The 18611-nt window shown below is 70.3% G+C and carries 15 protein-coding genes; 11 read left to right on the top strand and 4 right to left on the bottom strand.

Going from position 1 to position 18611, the window contains the following annotated elements; translation table 11 throughout:
- Positions 1-2: 2 nt before the first annotated feature.
- Positions 3-629, bottom strand: a complete 627-nt coding sequence (locus G569_RS0137270) for a TetR/AcrR family transcriptional regulator (protein WP_169542330.1) — start codon at positions 627-629, stop codon at positions 3-5.
- Between the two features lie 29 nt (positions 630-658).
- On the opposite strand from G569_RS0137270, the gene G569_RS0137265 reads away from it, so the two are divergent.
- The 6 genes from G569_RS0137265 (at position 659) to G569_RS54895 (ending at position 9597) form a co-directional block, all read left to right on the top strand.
- The gene (locus G569_RS0137265; RefSeq protein WP_028067170.1) at positions 659-1546 is read left to right on the top strand and encodes a daunorubicin resistance protein DrrA family ABC transporter ATP-binding protein; all 888 of its coding nucleotides are present in this window, start codon (positions 659-661) and stop codon (positions 1544-1546) included.
- The gene (locus tag G569_RS0137260; RefSeq protein ID WP_028067169.1) at positions 1543-2286 is read left to right on the top strand and encodes an ABC transporter permease; all 744 of its coding nucleotides are present in this window, start codon (positions 1543-1545) and stop codon (positions 2284-2286) included. The genes G569_RS0137265 and G569_RS0137260 overlap by 4 nt, the downstream gene beginning before the upstream one ends.
- Positions 2283-3479, top strand: coding sequence for a winged helix-turn-helix domain-containing protein (locus G569_RS0137255; protein ID WP_028067168.1), 1197 nt, complete (start codon positions 2283-2285; stop codon positions 3477-3479). Before G569_RS0137260 ends, G569_RS0137255 begins: the two co-directional genes overlap by 4 nt.
- Positions 3480-3557: 78 nt before the next feature.
- The gene (locus tag G569_RS54905) at positions 3558-6119 is read left to right on the top strand and encodes a M1 family aminopeptidase (protein WP_157592575.1); all 2562 of its coding nucleotides are present in this window, start codon (positions 3558-3560) and stop codon (positions 6117-6119) included.
- Between the two features lie 113 nt (positions 6120-6232).
- Positions 6233-8863 (top strand): M1 family aminopeptidase, encoded by a 2631-nt coding sequence (locus tag G569_RS54900; RefSeq protein ID WP_084286159.1) that lies wholly within the window; start codon positions 6233-6235, stop codon positions 8861-8863.
- Positions 8864-8898: 35 nt separating this feature from the next.
- Entirely contained in the window at positions 8899-9597 is a 699-nt protein-coding gene (locus tag G569_RS54895) for a DedA family protein (RefSeq protein WP_084286158.1), read from the top strand.
- On the opposite strand, the gene G569_RS54890 is transcribed toward G569_RS54895, so the two are convergent.
- Positions 9572-9856, bottom strand: coding sequence for an Hpt domain-containing protein (locus tag G569_RS54890; RefSeq protein ID WP_037501796.1), 285 nt, complete (start codon positions 9854-9856; stop codon positions 9572-9574). The genes G569_RS54895 and G569_RS54890 overlap by 26 nt on opposite strands.
- Positions 9857-9889: 33 nt before the next feature.
- Between G569_RS54890 and G569_RS54885 the strand changes: the two genes are divergently transcribed.
- The gene (locus G569_RS54885) at positions 9890-11710 is read left to right on the top strand and encodes a GAF domain-containing sensor histidine kinase (RefSeq protein ID WP_157592574.1); all 1821 of its coding nucleotides are present in this window, start codon (positions 9890-9892) and stop codon (positions 11708-11710) included.
- Complete coding sequence (locus tag G569_RS0137225; RefSeq protein WP_028067167.1) at positions 11707-12069, top strand: response regulator; 363 nt, start codon at positions 11707-11709, stop codon at positions 12067-12069. Before G569_RS54885 ends, G569_RS0137225 begins: the two co-directional genes overlap by 4 nt.
- Here the strand turns inward: G569_RS0137225 and G569_RS0137220 are convergent.
- Positions 12056-13075 (bottom strand): fumarylacetoacetate hydrolase family protein, encoded by a 1020-nt coding sequence (locus G569_RS0137220; protein ID WP_028067166.1) that lies wholly within the window; start codon positions 13073-13075, stop codon positions 12056-12058. The genes G569_RS0137225 and G569_RS0137220 overlap by 14 nt on opposite strands.
- Positions 13072-13788 (bottom strand): GNAT family N-acetyltransferase, encoded by a 717-nt coding sequence (locus G569_RS59890; protein ID WP_157592573.1) that lies wholly within the window; start codon positions 13786-13788, stop codon positions 13072-13074. Before G569_RS59890 ends, G569_RS0137220 begins: the two co-directional genes overlap by 4 nt.
- A 118-nt stretch (positions 13789-13906) precedes the next feature.
- On the opposite strand from G569_RS59890, the gene G569_RS0137210 reads away from it, so the two are divergent.
- The 3 genes from G569_RS0137210 to G569_RS0137200 are packed head-to-tail and all read left to right on the top strand — an operon-like array spanning position 13907 to position 18560.
- Entirely contained in the window at positions 13907-15253 is a 1347-nt protein-coding gene (locus G569_RS0137210) for a hypothetical protein (RefSeq protein WP_028067165.1), read from the top strand.
- A complete protein-coding gene (locus tag G569_RS54875; protein WP_037501793.1) occupies positions 15250-15645 on the top strand; it encodes a DUF3307 domain-containing protein in 396 nt (131 codons plus the stop codon). The genes G569_RS0137210 and G569_RS54875 overlap by 4 nt, the downstream gene beginning before the upstream one ends.
- Positions 15642-18560 carry a CHASE2 domain-containing protein gene (locus G569_RS0137200; protein WP_028067164.1) on the top strand — a complete coding sequence of 973 codons (2919 nt, stop codon included), beginning with the start codon at positions 15642-15644 and terminating at the stop codon, positions 18558-18560. Before G569_RS54875 ends, G569_RS0137200 begins: the two co-directional genes overlap by 4 nt.
- The last annotated feature ends 51 nt before the right edge of the window (positions 18561-18611 follow it).

Below are 18611 nucleotides of genomic sequence, written 5' to 3'. Positions count from 1 at the left end.
GATCAGCCTACGCGGCCGATCGCGACGGCGATCCCGTCCAGCACGCGGGCGAGCCCGAATTCGAAGTCCTCGTCGCGGGTGGAGGACTCGTCGGTGAAGATGCCCGCCTCGACCGCGACCTTCAAGGACGGGTAGGCCGAGAGGTCGAACCCCGAAGGGACGACCTCGACGGCCTCGTCGGGCACCTGCAGCCGCAGGCGGGCGGCCCAGAAGACGTAGCCGTTCACCAACAGCACGAGCTCGGCCTTCACGCCTTCGTCCAACCCGGTCGAACGCAGCGCCTCCAGCCCGCGGTCGAGCCAGGAGAGCTGGGCGTGCGTGCCGAGCATGCCGGTGATCGGCACGTCGATGCCCCACGGGTGCTCGTCGAGCACGGCGAGCATGTCCCGCGACCACTGCTCGAGCCCCGCGCGCCACCCCGAGGACGACAAGGTGGGCGCCGTGCCGAGCGTGACGTCGAGCATGCGCCGCACCAGATCGTCCTTGCCCGTCACGTGGCGGTAGAGCGACATCGTCGTGAACCCGCAGCGCTTGGCGACCGCGGCCATGGTCACCGCGCCGAGCCCCGCCTCGTCGGCGATCTCGACCGCGGCGTCCACCACCAACTCCACCGAAAGTCCCCTTGGCATGGCGTAAGTGTATGTGGTACACATTGTGTATGGCATACACAATCGAGGCACGTGGCCTCACGAAGGCCTTCGGCACCCACAAGGTGCTCGAGGGTCTCGACCTCGAGATCGAAGCCGGCGAGGTGTTCGCGCTGCTCGGACCGAACGGCGCCGGCAAGACCACGACCGTCCGCATCCTCGCCACGCTCCTAGAGCCGGACGAGGGCTCCGCGCGCGTCGCCGGCCACGACGTGGTCACGCAGCGCAAGGAGGTCCGCAGGCGGATCAGCCTGACCGCGCAGGAAGCGGCGGTGGACGGCGTCCTGACCGGCGCCGAGAACCTCAAGATGATGGCCCGCCTGCGCCGTGTGAAGAACCCGCGGCGGCTCACCGACGACCTGCTCGAGCGCTTCGATCTCGAAGACGCGGCCGACCGCCGCGTGGAGACCTACAGCGGTGGCATGCGGCGCCGCCTGGATCTCGCGATGAGCCTGATCTCCAAGCCCGAGGTGATCTTCCTCGACGAGCCGAGCACCGGCCTGGACCCGCGCAGCCGTCTCGCGGTCTGGGAGGCCGTCCAGGCGCTCGCCGACGATGGCGCCACGATCCTGCTCACCACCCAGTACCTCGAAGAGGCGGACCGCCTCGCGAAGCGCATCGCGGTCGTCAACGACGGCCGGATCGCGGCCCAAGGCACCGCGCAGGAGCTCAAACAGCGCGTCGGCGAGGAGACCCTCGAGCTGATCTTCGCGGACGCGGCGACGTGCGAAGCGGCGGCCTTGCGAGTCGGGGGACGCGCGCAGGCGGCGACCCTGCGGCTTCCGGCGGGCGGGCCACAAGACGTCCGCCGCGTCCTCGACGCCCTCGACGGGCTCCCGATCGCCCGCCTCGAGCTCCACAAGCCCACCCTCGACGAGGTCTTCCTGGCACTGACATGACCGATTCGCTGACCTTCATCGACCGCAGCCTCAAGCACAGCGTCCGCAGCATCGACGCCCTCCTCACCGCGATCCTGCTGCCGGTCGCGATCCTCCTGATGTTCGTCTACGTCTTCGGCGGCGCCATCGACACCGGCGGCCGCTACGTGGACTACGTCGTCCCCGGCATCATCGTCCTGTGCGCGGGCTTCGGGTCCGCGGGCACCGCGGTCGCGGTGGCGCTGGACATGACCACGGGCGTGATCGACCGCTTCCGCACGCTCCCGATCTCGTCCGCCGCGGTCCTGACCGGACACGTGACCGCCAGCGTGATCCGCAACGTCGTCTCCACGATGCTCGTCATCGGGATCGCGCTCATCTGCGGCTTCCGCCCCGAGGCAGGCCCTCTCCAATGGCTCGCCGTCGCCGGGCTCCTGCTCGCGGTGATGACCGCGATCAGCTGGCTCGCCGCGTGCTTCGGACTCCTGACCAAGAGCGTGGAAGCGGCCGGCGCCTGCACCTTCATCGCCGCGTTCGCGCCGTATGTGTCGAGCGCGTTCGTACCGCCGGAGTCGATGCCGGACGGTCTGAGCTGGGTCGCCGCGCACCAGCCGGTCACCCCGATCGCCGACACGATCCGCGAGCTTCTGCTCGGCATGCCCGTCGGCGACGAGGCGATCCTCGCCGTCGCGTGGTGCGTCGCCGGCATCGCCATCGGCAGGCTGGGAGCCGCCTACCTGTTTCGTACGCTCACCCGGTGATCACCGTCGCGCCCACCGCGATCCGCCGGCTCGCGATCCGCAACCAGCGCCTCGCCGGGCCGCGCGCCACGGACATCCTCGAGACCGTCAAGGCCCTGCGCTGCCTGCAGCTCGACCCGACCGCGGTGGTCGCCCGCAACCACCTGCTCGTGCTCTTCAGCCGCCACGGGGCCTTCGACGAACAGGCCTTCGACCAACTCGCCTACAACGACCGCGCGCTGTTCGAGTACTGGGCGCATGAAGCCTCCTACGTCCTCAGCGAGGACCTCCCGATCCACCGCTTCGCGATGAAGGCGCCGCAGGGCGGCGCCTGGCGCGCCAAGCAGAACGCCTGGTGGGACGCGGAGGGCGAGTTCCGCGCGCACATCCTCGAGCGCCTCCAAGCCGAGGGCCCGCTGCGCGCGCGGGAGATCGAGGACCGTGCGGTCGACGGCTACGAGTCGAGGGACGAGTGGACCAATCGCCCGAACGTCAACCGCATGCTCGACCTGATGTGGGTGCGCGGGCAGACGGGCATCAGCCGCCGGGAGGGCACGCAGCGCGTCTGGGACCTGCTCGAGCGCTGCGTCGCCCCCGACGCGCCGCAGGAGCGGCTGACCGACGAGGAAGTCACGTACCGCGCGGCGCCCTACGCGATCAAGGCGCTCGGCGCGGGCCGCATCCCGCACATCCGCGCCCACTTCACCCGCAACCGCTACCCGCACCTGCCGCAGATCCTCGAACGGCTGCGCAGGAACGGCGTCGTCGAACGGATCGCCGTCGACGGCCTCGGCGACGACTGGTGGATCCACAGCGAGGACCTCGAGACGCTCGAGACCGCGGAGTTCAAGCCCCGCACCTCCCTCCTGAGCCCGTTCGACAACCTGCTCTGCGACCGCGCGCGCACGGAGGCGCTGTTCGGGTTCCACCACCGCCTGGAGATCTACGTCCCCAAGCCCAAGCGCCAATGGGGCTACTTCGTGCTCCCGGTGCTCGACGGCGACCGCCTCGTCGCCCGCATCGATCTGGCGATCGACCGCAAGCGCAGCGTCCTGAGCGCGATCACGGTCCACAAGGAGCCGTCAGCGCCGCGAGGCAAGCGGCTGCCGCAAGCGATCCGCAAGGAGTTGGAGCGCCTCGCCGCCTGGCGGGGGGCGACCGGGATCGAGGTCCTGAAGGCCCCGCCCGAATGGCTAGCTGTGCTCGCCGTTTAACCGTCATCTCATCTTCCGGATGATCTGGTTCGGGGCCATTGGGTCTTGGGCCACGGTGCCCGCATGGAAGGGGTTGACATGGATGTTCGTTGGGGGCGCGCCATCGGCGCGTCTTTGTTCACGGTCGCGGCGCTAGGCGTGGGGGTCACGCCGGCGATGGCCGCGTCCGGCGTCTCGGTCTCGGCCCTCAGTTCGCTGAAGGCCGGCGCGAAGGCGGGAACGCTCACCGGGACGGTCGTCAACGACTCCGGCAAGGCCGTCAGCCAGGACGTCTCCGTCCGGGTCATGAAGCGCGGTCTGCACGCCAAGGTCGTCGGTCGCACGCACGTCAGCGTGGGCGCGCACAGCTCGGCCGCGTACCGCGTCGCCGTCAAGCTGCCGGCCGGCCTGAAGAAGGGCAACTACTTCCTGTCCGCCTGCACGCCCAACGACAGGGGCGCGGGCGGCCTCGGCTGCGCGACGGCCGAGAAGGACGTGCTGATCGACGGCGGCATCCCGGTGCCCGGCACGCAGCTCGCCGCGCCGCGCGCCCGCTCGTCGCAGGCTCCGGCGTGCAGCTCCGGCGGCCGCTCGCTGCAGGCGCCGGGCTCCAAGCTCTATCCCGAGACGGGCAACACGGGCTACACGAGCGTCCACACCGACGTCAACCTCGTCTACGACGCGCCGTCGAACCTGTTCCTGCCGGGCACGCACGTCGACCTCACGCAGCGCTCGACGCAGTGCCTGACCGACTTCAGCCTCGACTTCGAGCTCAACAACACGATCACCAGCACGACCGTCCCGGGCCCGAACTTCACGGTGCAGTCGGTCACGATCGACGGTCAGCCGGCGACGTTCGCGTTCAAGCAGCCGACCTACCCCGGAGACCCCAAGGGCCAGGACGATCCCGACCCGCTCGCGCACGCCGCCTCGAACTCGAACCCGGTCAGCGCCACCAACCCGAACCCGCCGGCCTGCGCGCCCACGGGCACGTCGGCCGCGCTGCAGGGCATCCAGTGCCCCGCGACCAAGCTCGTGATCACGCCCTCCGCGCCGATCGCCGCGGGCACCGACTTCAAGGTCGTCGTCAACTACACCGGCCGTCCCGGCGTCCTCGCCGACGGTGACGGCGCCACGGAGGGCTGGTTCCGCAACAACAGCCCGGCCGGCGACGGCGGCTTCGTCACCACCGAGCCCGTCGGCACGATGGCCTGGATGCCGATCAACAACCACCCGACGGTCAAGCCGACGTACGACTTCGCGACGACGACCAACTGGGACTCGGCGACCGGCACCGGCCGCACGGCGATCTCCAACGGCCGCCCGGTGGGCTTCACCGACAACGCTCCCGACGCGAACTTCCCCGGCGGCTCGCGCACCTGGAAGTGGAAGTCCTCGGAGCCGATCGCGAACTACCTGGTCGAAAACAGCGTCGGCAACTACGACCGTGACGAGTACCTGGCGCCCAGCGGCGTCCTGTTCAGCCACTTCCAGGCCTCCGCGATCGCCGCCGCCACCAAGGTCACGAACCTGGCGACGATGAACCAGCAGGAAGACATCATGAACTTCCAGACGCAGTTCAACGGGCCGTTCCCGTTCAACGCGGACGGCGTCATCATCGGCCTGCCCTCGGTGAGCTTCGCCGAGGAGATGCAGACCAAGATCACGTTCCAGGGGGGCCGGATCAGCCTCGGGACGCTCAACCACGAGAACATGCACCAGTGGTGGGGCGACAACGTCTCCGAGGACCGGTACGAGCGGACCTTCTTCAAGGAGGGCTACGCGGACCTGTCCGAGGGCTACGCGGCCGCGCGCACCGCGGCGAACGCCGCCGGCGGCCAGGGCACGCCGGCCGGTGACGCGGCGTTCGAGACCAGCCTGGTCAACCGCTTCAACACGACGTACAACAGCACCAACGCGAACACGGCGGCCTGGGGCGTGGCGCCCTCGGACCCGACGAACGCGAACCTGTTCGGCAACCAGACCTACACCCGGTCCGGCCGCGCCTACATCGCGCTGCGTCTGATCCTCGGCAAGGACAACTTCAACAAGGCCAGCCAGGAGATCCAGACGACGTACGGCGGCCGCACGGTCACCCAGCCGCAGCAGATCGCGATCTACAAGAAGTGGATGCCGAACAAGACGGCCGAGTGCGCCGCCAAGCTCGACGACTTCTTCAAGCAGTGGTGGGACACGGTCTACACGGGCTCCCCGGCGGCGGGCAACAAGCCGCAGATCACGGGCCCGGGCCTGGCCGGCCGCGGCTTCTATGACGCCAATGGCGGCTGCGGCGAGTACGGCGTGCAGCCGGCCGGCGGCTCGGTCCCGGCGACGCTGAGCCTGTCGCTCGGCGCCCCGGCGAGCTTCGGCGCCTTCGCGCCGGGCGTCTCGAAGGACTACACGGCGTCCACGACCGCGAACATCATCAGCACCGCGGGCGACGCGGCGCTGACCTATTCGGACCCGGGCTACCTGATGAACGGGACGTTCGCCCTGGCCTCGCCGCTGCAGGTCTCGCTCTCGAAGTCGACCTGGACGGCTCCGACCTCGAACGAGTCGGTGACGATCGGCTTCACCCAGCACATCGGAGCGACCGACCCGCTCCGCACCGGTTCGTACTCGAAGACGCTGACCTTCACGCTCAGCACCACGAACCCGTAAACACGGTCCGCAGCCCGGTGTGGATTTCACTCCACACCGGGCTGTTTTTCATCTTCGCCCCATCTCCGGCCGATGGTCTGCGAGGCCCATTGGGTCTCAACGGAGGGTGAGGAATGGATTCTCGGAAGGGACGCGCCTTCGGCGTGTCATTAGTGCTCGTCGGCGCGCTCGCGCTGGCGCCGGCAGCGCACGCCGCGGGGGTCGGCGTGACGTCCGTCAGCTCGCTGCCCGCCGGCGCCAAGGCCGGCAACCTGACCGGCCTCGTCACGAACGAGTCCGCCAAGGACACCAAGGCCGTGGTCAGCGTGCGCGTGATGCGCCGCGGAACCGGCGGGGCGCTGATCGGCCGCACCGCGGTGAGGGTCGCCGCGCACGGCTCTAAGAGCTTCCTGGTCGACGTGAAGGTCCCGTCGAGCCTGAAGAAGGGCACGTACTACGTCGCCGCCTGCACGCCGCAGGGCGGCGCCGACGCGGGCGCGCTCGGCTGCGCCACCAGCGCCGCCGATCTCCGGATCAAGGGCGGCGACCCGGTGCGCGGACCGCTCGCCACGAGGGCGTTCGACGTGCAGAACGGCACGGTCGCGACGAGCAAGGCCCGCGCCTCACAGGCGCCCGCCTGCAGCCCGGGCGCGCGCACGCTCTCCGAGCCGGGCAACAAGGTCTGGCCGGAGCTCGGCAACGGCGGCTACAAGTCGATCCACACCGACATCTTCACGGTCTACGACGCGGTCACGAACAAGTTCCTCCCGGGCAACCACGTCGAGCTCACGCAGCAGGCGACGCAGTGCCTGACCGAGTTCAGCCTCGACTTCGACCGCAAGAACAACATCTCGAGCACGGCCGCCACGCCGGGCCCGGACATGACGATCCAGTCGATCACGATCGACGGCGTCCCGGCGACGTTCGCGCACAAGCAGCCGACCTACGCCGGCGATCCGAACGGCCTGGACGACCCGAACCCGCTCGCGCACCAGGCCTCCAACACCAACCCGGTCTCGGCCACCAACCCGAACCCGCCGGCCTGCGCGCCGATCAACAACAACGCGTCCTCGCAGGGCGCCGCGTGCGGCGACACCAAGCTCGTGATCACGCCCGCCCAGCCGATCCCGAACGGCACCACGTTCAAGGTCGTCATCAACTACACGGGCCAGCCGGGCATCCGCTCGAACCCGTCGCTGGGCAACGAGGGCTGGTTCCGCAACAACACCCCGACCGCCGACGGCGCGATGGTCACCAACGAGCCGTCCGGCTCGATGGCCTGGATGCCGCTCAACAACCAGGCGTCGGTCAAGCCCACCTACGACATCCACACGACGATCAACTACGACCCCGCGCTGGTCGTGAACGGCGTCGATGGAAACCGCGTCGCGATCGGCAACGGCCGCCTCGTGTCGAAGGTCGTCAACCCGCCGGACGCCAACTTCCCGACCGGCGGCTCGCGCACGTTCAACTGGCACTCGGCCGAGCCGATCGCCTCCTACCTGGTCGAGAACAGCATCGGCCACTTCGACGAGTCCGAGCGCATGGCGAGCGCGGGCGACGTCATCTACTACGAGTACCAGGGCTCCAACATCACCGCCTCCCGCAAGGTCACCAACAAGGCGATCATGGACATGCAGGAGGACATCACCCACTTCCAGGAGCAGCAGGTCAACGGGCCGTTCCAGTTCAACGCGAACGGCATCGTCGTCGCCGCTCCGAGCGCCTCCTTCGAGGAGGAGATGCAGACGAAGATCGTGTTCGTGGGCGGCAGCATCGGCACCACGGCGCAGACGTTCTCGCACGAGAACATGCACCAGTGGTGGGGTGACGCGGTCTCCTACGCCCAGCCGAAGTACACGTTCTTCAAGGAGGGATACGCCGACATGTCGGAGTACCTCTTCCTGGCCGACGTCGCCGGCAAGGCGGCGGGCCCGGTGGGCTCGGCCGCGTACAACGCGGCGTTCGAGGCCGCGATCGTGACCCGTTGGAACGGGCGCTACCAGACCACGCAGAACAACTTCTGGAGCGTCATCCCGGCGGATCCGACCTCGGGCAACCTGTTCTCGAACCCGAACACGTACAACCGCCCGGGCCAGTCCTACATCGCCCTGCGCGCGATCCTCGGCGCCGACAACTTCCGCAAGGCCTCCACGGAGATCCAGACGACCTACCGGTACGGCGCGGTCGTGCCGCAGGACGAGATCGCAATCTTCCACAAGTGGATGCCGAACAAGTCGATCGGCTGCTCGAACAAGCTCGACGCGTTCTTCAAGCAGTGGTGGTTCACGTCCTACACGGGCTCCGCGGCGGCGGGCAACCGGCCGCAGATCACGGGCCCGGGCCTGGCCGGCGGCGGCTTCTATGACGCCAACGGCGGCTGCAAGGACTACGGCGTCGACGCGTCCGGCGACGGCGGTGGGACCGTTCCGGCCACGCTCTCGCTGACGCTCGGCGGCAACGCCACGTTCGGCGCGTTCACGCCCGGCGTGGACAAGGACTACACCGCGTCCACGACGGCGAACATCATCTCGACGGCCGGCGACGCGGCGCTGACGTCGTCCGATCCCGGCCACCTGATGAACGGCACGTTCGCGCTGCCGTCCGCGCTGGAGGTCTCCTTCAGCAAGTCGGCCTGGACCGGCCCGACGTCGAATGAGTCGGTCACGATCGGCTTCAAGCAGCACATCGGCGCCACGGACGCGCTGCGCACGGGTGCGTACAGCAAGACGCTGACGTTCACCCTGAGCACCACGACTCCGTAGGAACGCTTTAGGCCCCGTCCTCTACTCTCGCAACCATGAGTGAGGACGGGGCCGCAGTGCCGCGCAACACGGCACCGCAGCTTCCTTGGGGCGACGGTCAGGCCGAACGGGCGGACCGGTTCCTGATGGCGGCGATCGTGCTGTCGAGCCTGTATCTGCTGGCGTGGATCCCGCTCACGCCGGTCCTGGTCGCCGACCACCCGGTCCTGCTCGAGCTGTTCAAGGGCTCGATGTCGGGCATGGTCACGATGGGCGCCAAGGCACGCATCGGCGAGGCCTCGATCGTCGTCGCCGTACTGGCCGCGATCCCGGGCCTGATGATCTTCGACTGGATCTACTGGTGGGCCGGCCGTCGTTGGGGCCGCAACGCGATCGACCTGTTCGTCGGCAACCACCCGAAGGCCGCCGCGCGGACCGCTCGGCTGGAGAAGCTCATCCACCGCTTCGGCTGGATCGCGATCGTGATCGCCTACTTCCAGCCCGTGCCGAACGTGCTGATCTACGCGGCCGCGGGTTGGACGCGCATGCGGTTGATCCCGTTCCTGCTGCTCGACCTCCTCGGCTGCCTGCTGTGGATCGCGCTGTGCGTCGGGCTCGGCTACGCGATCGGCCAGGAGGCCGTGGACGTCGCCAAGGCCGTCGGGCGCTACGCGCTGTGGGTGACGATCGGGCTCGTGGTCGTGATCGTCGGCCGCCAGATGTGGCGGGCTAGATCAGCGCCCGGAGCGTCCTGACCGCCTCGGCCAGCGCGGAGCGGTCGGCGGCCTCCAGCGCGCGCTCGGCGTCGCGGGCGGCATCGGACCCGTCCATGCGCCCGAACGCGCCAAGCGTCCCCGCCAGCGTGTGCGCCTCGATCAGCGCGTGGTCGCGCGCCGCGGCGTCGAACGGCCCCGAGACGGCGGAATCCAGTGCATCGACGCGGGCGAGCATCCGCGGCCGCGCGTCGTTCCAGAGCGCAGCGATGGCTCCCTGAAGGTCGGCCGCCTCTGGCATCAAGCCTGATGGTAGGCGGCTACCGTTGTGACCGTGTCCACGGGTGCCGACTCGCTCGAAGCCGAACGCCTGGAAGCACTGCGCGCGCTCCAGATCCTCGACACCCCGCCGGAGGAGCGCTTCGACCGGATCTCGCGGATCGCGGCGGCGATGTTCGCCGCGCCGACCGTGCTCGTCTCGCTGATGGACGCCGAGCGCCAGTGGCACAAGGCGTGCGTCGGCGCCTTCGAGGCCGAGACCGACCGCGCGCTGACGTTCTGCACGATCACGATCCAGCGTCCCGAGCCGCTCGTGATCGAGGACACGCTGCTCGACGAGCGCTTCGCCACCCACCCGATGGTGACCGGCGAGCCGCACATCCGCTTCTACGCCGGCCACCCGCTGTCGACGGTCGACGGCTATCGCGTCGGGACGATCTGCCTCGTCGACTACGGGCCGCGCGAGTTCGGCCCCGACCAGGTCGCGCTGCTGCACGACCTGGCCCGGATCGCCGAGGACGAGCTCAACCACCGCGAGCTCTCGCAGGCGCTGGCGGCGTGGCGGGGCAGCGAGCAGCGCTTCCAGGCCGTCTTCCGCGACGCGGGGATCGGGATGACGCTGATCGACCGCAACGGGCGCTGCGTCGAGGCCAACGCCGCGTTCAGCCGGATGGTCGGCATCCCTGCCGACGAGTTGCGCGGGTTGTCGATCGGCGCGGTCACGCACCCCGACGACCGCGAGGGCGACCGCGAGTCGGTCGAGCAGCTGTTCTCCGGCCAGCGCGAGCTCTACCGCCGTGAGAAGCGCTACGTGCGCCCGGACGGGACGGTCATCTGGGGCGCGCTGACGGCGGCACTGCTGCGGGACGCGGACGGCAGGCCGGAGCTCGGCATCGGGATGATCGAGGACATCACCGAGCGCAAGGAGGTCGAGCGCATCAAGGACGAGCTGCTGTCGGTGGTCGGGCACGAGCTGCGCACGCCGCTGACCTCGATCCGCGGCTCGCTCGGGCTGCTCGAGGCGGGTGTCGCGGGCGAGCTGCCGCAGGAGGCGCGCGAGATGGTCGGGATCGCGCGCGACAACACCGATCGCCTGGTGCGCCTGGTCAACGACACGCTGGACCTCGAGCGGCTCCAGGCCGGCCGCGTCGACATCGAGCCGCGCCCCGTCACACCGGCGACGCTGCTCGCGACGACCGCGCGGGTGGTCCAGCCCGTCGCCGACGCCGCCGACGTCGAGCTCGGCTGGGAGGCCGACGAGCTCGAGCTGATGGCCGACGCCGACCGGATCGTGCAGGCGCTCGTGAACCTCGTCGCCAACGCCGTCAAGTTCTCGCCCGCGGGCACCTGCGTGCGGACGAGCATCACACGCCTCGGGGACCGCGCGCTGGTCTCGGTGGCCGACAAGGGCCGCGGCATCCCCCCTGAGCAGCTGGAGACGATCTTCGAGCGCTTCCGGCAGGTCGACGCCTCCGACGCGCGCGAGAAGGGCGGGACCGGGCTCGGGCTGTCGATCGCGCGGGCGATCGTCGAGCAGCACGCGGGACGGATCTGGGCCGAGAGCACCCCCGGCGAGGGCTCGACGTTCTTCTTCACGCTTCCGTTTCACCGCCCCGCGGCGACGATCGCGGTCTACGACCGCCGCGGCGCGCCGCGCGAGGAGCTCGCCCGCGCGGTGCGCCGCCACGGCGCGCGGGTCGTGTCGTTCGACGCGCCGGAGAAGCTCATCGCCGCCCAGGAGTCCTTCGTGGCCGTGGTGGTCTCGCACGCGGGCGGGCTCGACGAGCTCGAGCCCGGCGTGCCGATCCTCAGCCTGCTCCCAGGGGAGGACATGGACAAGCGGATCGTGGAGCTGCTCAAAGAGGTCGGTGGGTGAAGGTCCTGCTGATCGACGACGAGCCGGACATCCGGGCAATCGCGAAGATGGCGCTGGAGCGGATCGGCGGCCATACGGTGACCGCCGCGGGCTCGGCCGGCGAGGCGGTCGCCGCCGCCACGGCCGAGCGGCCCGACGCGGTGCTGCTGGACGTGATGATGCCCGACGTCGACGGTCCGGCGACGCTCGTGCGCCTGCGCACGGTGCTCGGTCAGGAGGTGCCGGTGATCTTCCTCACGGCCAAGGCCCAGGCCGCCGACATCGACCGCCTGAAGGCGCTCGGCGCGATCGGCGTGATCGCCAAGCCGTTCGACCCGCTCAGCCTGCCGGGCGAGGTCGGGGCGATCATCGGCTGCTGACGATCGTCCCGCGGACCTCGCCGAAGGACACGCTGCCCGCCGCGCCCCGGATCACGACCTCGTCGCCGTCGGCCAGGAACGGCAGCCCGAGCTCGATCAGCGAGCCCTCCGTGCCCGGGTCAGGGCCGGAGATCGTGCCGCTCGCGAAGAGGTCGCCGGGGCGGCAGGACGCGCCGTTGACGGTCGCGTGGGCGAGCAGCTGCGGGAACGTCCAATACAGGCCGCGCGCGTTCGTCCGGCTCACGACCGTCCCGTTGAGCTCCAGCTCGAGGGAGAGGTCGAGCGCCCAGTCGCCGCGCGTCCGCAGGTAGGGCAGCGGCTCCGGGTCCTGCTCGCGGGCGGGCACCAGGTACGGCTCGAGCGCGGCCAGCGGGACGATCCACGGCGAGATCGACGTCGCGAACGACTTCGCCAGGAACGGGCCGAGCGGCCGGTACTCCCAGCGCTGGAGATCGCGCGCGCTCCAGTCGTTGACCAGCACGAAGCCGAACACGTGGTCCGCGGCCTCGGCGGTCGTGATCGCGGGCTTGCCCGGGCCGGTGACGAAGCCGAGCTCGACCTCGACGTCGAGCTCGTCGGTGGGACCGAAGCTCGGGCGTTGGCCGTGCGGGCGGGCGATCGGCGTGCCGGACACGACGATCGAGCCGGCGCGACCGTGGTAGCCGATCGGCAGGTGGCGGTAGTTGGGCAGCAGCGGCTCCTCGGGGCGGAAGCGGCGCCCGATGTTGGTCGCGTGCTCGATCGAGGAGTAGAAGTCGACGAAGTCGCCGATCGCGATCGGCAGCTGCGGCGTGCCGAGCGGGAGCAGGTCGGCGTTGCCCGATTGGAGGCGGCGGACGACGTCCTCGCGCGTCTGTTCCCAGACGTTGCGGCCCGCGGCCAGGAACGGGTTCAGCGTCGGACCCTCGAACAGCCGGCCTTCCAGCGGGAGGAGCTCGTCGCCGTAGCGGACCACGCAGCGGCCGTCGACGACGCCGTAGGGGAGGTTGTCCAGCCCGAAACTCACGCGTGCCGCCCCCGGACGCGGCCCGCGGCGGCCTCGCGCAGCGTGTGCTCGAGCGTCGGCAGCTCGACCGGCAACTCGACGTCGATCTCCAGTGTCGGCCCGTCACGGCGGGTCACTTTGACCTCGCCGAGGCCCTCGAAGAGCGTCAGCATCGCGTCGTTGGAGGCGAACAGGGACGCGGTGAAGACGCGGATGCGGTTCTCGGTGGCCCGCGCGCAGAGGCGGCGCAGCAGCTTGCCGCCGAGCCCGCGGTGCTGCCACGCGTCGACGACCGTGACCGCGGCCTCGGCGACGTGCGGGCGGCCGCGATCGCGCACGTAGCGCGCCACGCCGACCGCCTCGCCCGACGCCAGGTCCAGCGCCCCGATCGCCTCGTGGTCGACGTGGTCGATCTCGGTGAAGAACGCCAACTCGTCGACCGAGAGGGAGTCGCGGGACACGAGGAAGCGCTTGTAGACCGACTCGTCGGACAGGCGCGACCAGCCCGCGACGAACAGCGGCTTGTCCTCCGGCTGCACCGCGCGCACGAGCACCTCGGCGCCGTCGCGCAAGGTCACGTACTCGCCCGTGTCGCGGCGCGCCAGCCCGCGTTCGTACGCCGCCGCGGCCGCTTCGGCCTCCTCCTCGGTGTCGTGGCGCGAGAGCGGCGCCGACTCCCCGCGCAGACGCACGAAGTAGCCGCCCGCGGGGCTCGGTTCGACGTAGCAGCGCACGCGGAACACCATACGAGCGGACTTGACAGGAACACTCCGCCTGCAAGACCATCGTGGCGGTTTGCGCACGCGAGGCGGCACCTTGGCTCGATCGGCGGCTGCTCTTGCGGTCCTCGCCGTGCTCTGCCTGCCCGCGTCCGCGCACGCCCAAGGCGGGCTGCTGCTGGACGGCACGCCGCTCAACGTCTTCGCCGACGGCCTCGGCGCGATCCAGGTGAGCCAGGACGGCGTCTCCTCGGGCCTGTTCTACGACCCGAGCGACCCGACCACCCAACCCGCGCACGCCGGGATCGAGATCAAGGAAGGCGACGCCAACTACCCGCTGCAGGACGGGTTCTCGACCGCGCCCGGCCGGACCAACGTCGAGCCGCTGACGATCACCGCCAACGGTGCCGCCCGGACCATGCACACCGCCTACCAGGTCGGGCCGAACATCCGCGTCGGCGAGGACTACACGTACACCGACGGCACGGCGCAGGTCGACGTCCACTACGCGATCACGAACGTCTCCGCCGCGCCCACGTCGATCCGGGTGGGCGCGCTCGCTGACCTCTACGTGGGCAACAACGACAGCGGCAACGGCGTGATCGCCCCGAGCCCGCCGCGCTTCGTGGGCGGGCGCGACGAGCTCAGCGGCCTCGTCTACGGCCTCCAGGAGGTCACGCCCTGGAGCGCGTTCCAGGAGGGCGACTTCGAGCTCGTCTTCGACAACTTCGCCGCCGGCGGGCTCAACAACACCGTCGACTCGGCCGCGCCCGACAACGGCGTCGGCGCCACCTGGCAGCTCGACAACCTCGCCCCGGGGGAGACCCGCGGGATCGACGTGCGCTGGCTGTTGGCCTCGCCCGCGCCTCCCGGCACGGTCTCCCCGCCCGCCGCCAACCAGGCGGACTCCAACGGCGTCGTCCACGCGTCCCCCGGCGGCATCCTGCCGCCGCCGCAGCCGGGCAAGACGATCAACATCAGCCTGCGCAGCGGCACCGTCTGTTACACGCCGCCCAAGACCAAGAAGTGCATCAAGCTCACCGAGCCGGTCCAGATCCCCGTCGGCAGCGTGATCGACACCACGAAGGGCCAGATCAACCTCATCTCCGCCGCCGACAAGGGCGGCGGCGTCCAGAACGCCTGGTTCTATTCCGGCATCTTCAAGGTCGGTCAGCTCTCCGACCAGACGACCGTGCTCACGCTCGCCGGCCCCAAGCTGAGCTGCCCGAAGGGCAAGAAGGCCTCCGCGTCGGCGAAGAAGCCCAAGTCCCGCAAGCTCTGGGGCAACGGCAAGGGCAAGTTCCAGACCAAAGGCAACTTCAGCTCCGCGACGGTGCGCGGCACGCGCTGGGTGGTCATCGACCGCTGTGACGGCACGCTCACCCAGGTCAAGGAAGGGACCGTGCTGGTCCGCGACTTCAAGGCGCGCAAGAACGTCGTCGTTCGCGCGGGCAAGCAGTACCTCGCACGCAAGAAGTGAGCTGGGTCTCGATCTTCGCCGGGTTCCTGGTCGCCCACATGGTGGGTGACTACCTGTTCCAGACCGACTGGCAGGCGCGCAACAAGCGCGGCGGGCTGAGCGGTCCGGCCGAGTCGCGCCGCGCGCTGCTCACCCACGTGACCACCTATACGCTCGCGTTCCTGCCGGCGTTCATCTGGATCGGCTCCGAGCTTGATGCCGTGTGGGCGATCGTCGCGGCCGCGCTCGTGTTCATCCCGCACCTGATCATCGACGACGGCCGCCTGGTCGCCCTGTACCTCGCCCGCGTGAAGGGCGTCGAGGGACTCAACCTGAGCCTCGCGGCGTCCGTCGACCAGTCCTTCCACGTCGTGTCGCTGTTCCTGGCTGCCCTGGTGGTGGGGGCGGCGTGAACGTCGACCGCGGCCGGCGGCGGTTCGTGCTGCTCGCCGTGGCTCTCCTCGCCATGGGCGTGGCGGTGCTGCTGACGGCGACCGACGGCTTCAAGGGCCTCGAGCAGAGCACAATCGACGCCCGCTTCAAGCTGCGCGGCGCCGAGAAGCCGCCGTCGGACATCGTGGTCGTCGGCGTCGACGACAAGACGCTGGCGGGCGGGTCGCTGCCGCTGAACCGCTCCCGTCACGCGAAGGTGATCGAGCAGCTCACGAAGGCCGGCGCGGGCGTGATCGGCTACGACTTCCAGTTCACGAGCGAGAGCGAGGACCCGGACGCCGACAACGCCCTGATCGAGGCGGTCGCGGCGGCGAAGAAGATCGTGCTCGGCACGGGCGACGTCAACACGGACGGCACGACCGCGATCTTCGGCGGCGGCGAGGGGCTCAAGTACTCCGGCGCGACGCCCGCGGACACGCGCTTCCTGGCCGACGAGAGCGGCGAGGACAACGAGGGCGATCGCGTCCGCCGGATGCCGTTCGCGCTGCAAGGCCTCGACAACTTCCCGATCGCGGTCGCCAAGCTCGCGCGCGGGAGCGCGTTCCACGTGCCCAAGGGCAAGGACGCGCTGATCGACTTCCCCGGGCCGCCCGGCACGATCCCGGTGCTCAGCTTCGCGGACGTCGAGAGCGGCCGCTTCGACCCGGCGAAGATCCGCGGCAAGATCGTCATCGTCGGCGCGACGTCGCCGCGGGCGAACGACGAGCTCGCGACGGCGACCAGCGGCGGCGGCCTGATGCCGCGCCCCGAGGTCGAGGCCGCGGCGGTGTCCACCGCGCTGCGCGGCTTCCCGATGCGCGCGCCCGCCGCCTGGCTGGACCTGCTCCTCGCGCTGCTGGTCGCGGCCGCCGCGCCGCTGCTCGCCCTGCGCTTCCGGGTCGTGATCGCCTTCGGCGCCGGCCTCGTGGTCCTGCTCGCCTACCTCGTCGCGGCGCAACTCGCGTTCGGCAACGACGTCGTGATGACGGTCGTCCCGGTCCTCGCCGGTGCCGTCGTCGGGCTGCTCGGGACCGCGGCGGTGTCGCGGCCGACCGAGTCGCCGGCGATCAACCGCGTGCTGGACCTCGTCACCCGAAGCGGCGGCAACCAGCGGACCCGCCGCGTCCGCGCGCTGCTGCTGCTCGTCGCCGGGTTCTCGGTGGTCAGCGTCACGCTGCTGGCCGACGCCGCCAAGCTGCTGCGCAACGTCGACTACTCGACCGTGGACATGCGCTTCAGCCTCCGCGGCGAGAAGCCGGCGCCCAAGGACGTCGTGATCGTCGCGATCGACGACAAGACGCTCACCACCGACCCGAAGCCGAGCTACCCGCTGCCGCGCGACTGGTACGCGGACACGATCCGCAACCTGACCAAGGCCGGGGCGAAGGTGCTCGCGGTCGACGTCCAGTTCTCCGAGGCGAGCGAGGAGCCCAAGAAGGACAACGCGCTGATCGAGTCGCTGCACGACGCGCGCAACGTGATCCTCTCGACGACGGAGTCCGACTCGGCGGGCGGGACCCAGCTGTTCTCGTTCGGCAAAGGGCTCGCCTACACCGGCGGCCAGCCCGCGATCACGCTCGTCGTCAAGGACTCGGACGGCCGGGTGCGGCGGCTGCTGTTCGGCAAGCAGATGCTCACGAGCTTCCCGGTGGCGGCGGCGGAGGCGTACCTCGGCCGCCCGATCGTGCGGCCGCAGGGACGCTCGGCGTGGATCGACTACGCCGGCAAGGACCACACCGTCTCCTACCTCAGCCTGCTCGACGTCAAGAACGGCCGGTTCGATCCGGCGGCGGTGCGCGGGAAGGTCGTCGTGATCGGCGCCACGCAGTCCTCGCTGCAGGACCAGCACAACACGTCGACCACGCGCAACTTCCTGATGCCGGGCCCGGAGATCCAGGCGAACTCGATCGCGACCGCGCTCGAGGACTTCCCGCTGCACCGCGCCCCGTGGTGGCTGGACGTGATCCTGATCGTCGTGGTGGGCGCGGTCGCGCCGCTGGCGGGCCTTCGGTTCGGGGTGCGCACCGCGGTGCTGGCCGGCGTCGTGGCGGTGGCGGCGTTCCTCGTGCTCGCCCAGGTCCTCTTCCAGCGCGAGAACGTCATCGTCACCGTCGTTTATCCGCTCGTCGCCGGTGTCGCCGCGATCCTGCTGACGGCGGCGATCCACGGGCTCACCGTGGCGTTCGAGCGCGAGCAGGCGCGCGACGCGTTCGCGCGGTTCGTGCCCGAGGCGGTCGTCGACCAGGTCCTGGCCGACGCCGAGGGCGTGCGGCTCGGCGGCGTGCGTGGCGAGGCGACGGTCATGTTCAGCGATCTCCGCGGATTCACGAGCTTCAGCGAGACGCTCGAGCCGGAGCGGGTGATCGAGTCGCTCAACCGCTACCTGACCGAGATGAGCGAGGCGATCCTCGACCACGGCGGCACGCTCGTGGCCTACATGGGCGACGGCATCATGGCGGTGTTCGGCGCGCCGCTGAAGCAGGAAGACCACGCCGACCGCGCGCTCGAGGCCGCCCGGGACATGCTCTCGCGGATGGAGACGTTCAACGGCTGGCTGCGCGAGCAGGAGCTGCACGACGGCTTCAAGATGGGCATCGGCCTCAACAGCGGGCCGGTGATGTCGGGCAACGTGGGCTCCGAGCGCCGGCTCGAGTACACGGCGCTGGGCGACACGACCAACACCGCGGCGCGCCTGGAGGGCATGACCAAGGGCACGCCGCACCAGCTCTTCATCGCCGACACGACCAAGCAGCGGCTCACCCGCCCGGCCGACGACCTCGTCGCCGTGGGGGAGGCCGAGGTGCGTGGCCGGAAGGCCAAGGTCCTGCTCTGGTCGCTGAAGGACTCCACCCCGCCAGCGCCCGCTTCCGAGGCCTCCGCGACCGTCGAAGCATGAGAGCCCGTGTAGGGATCTCGACGTATGTCTCGTTGACCGGCTGACGCGGGT

Origin of the sequence: Solirubrobacter soli DSM 22325 (genome assembly GCF_000423665.1) — a bacterium.
Classification (GTDB): domain Bacteria; phylum Actinomycetota; class Thermoleophilia; order Solirubrobacterales; family Solirubrobacteraceae; genus Solirubrobacter; species Solirubrobacter soli.
Note: the sequence above shows the minus strand (reverse complement) of the source record. Positions and strands in the feature narration are given on the sequence as shown.

Excerpts from the sequence above, each read along its gene's own strand:
- G569_RS0137270 (WP_169542330.1), bottom strand. The coding sequence starts at position 629 with ATGCCAAGGGGACTTTCGGTGGAGTTGGTGGTGGACGCCGCGGTCGAG.
- G569_RS0137265 (WP_028067170.1), top strand. The coding sequence starts at position 659 with ATGGCATACACAATCGAGGCACGTGGCCTCACGAAGGCCTTCGGCACC.
- G569_RS0137260 (WP_028067169.1), top strand. The coding sequence starts at position 1,543 with ATGACCGATTCGCTGACCTTCATCGACCGCAGCCTCAAGCACAGCGTC.
- G569_RS54905 (WP_157592575.1), top strand. The coding sequence starts at position 3,558 with ATGGATGTTCGTTGGGGGCGCGCCATCGGCGCGTCTTTGTTCACGGTC.
- G569_RS54900 (WP_084286159.1), top strand. The coding sequence starts at position 6,233 with ATGGATTCTCGGAAGGGACGCGCCTTCGGCGTGTCATTAGTGCTCGTC.
- G569_RS54895 (WP_084286158.1), top strand. The coding sequence starts at position 8,899 with ATGAGTGAGGACGGGGCCGCAGTGCCGCGCAACACGGCACCGCAGCTT.
- G569_RS54890 (WP_037501796.1), bottom strand. The coding sequence starts at position 9,856 with ATGCCAGAGGCGGCCGACCTTCAGGGAGCCATCGCTGCGCTCTGGAAC.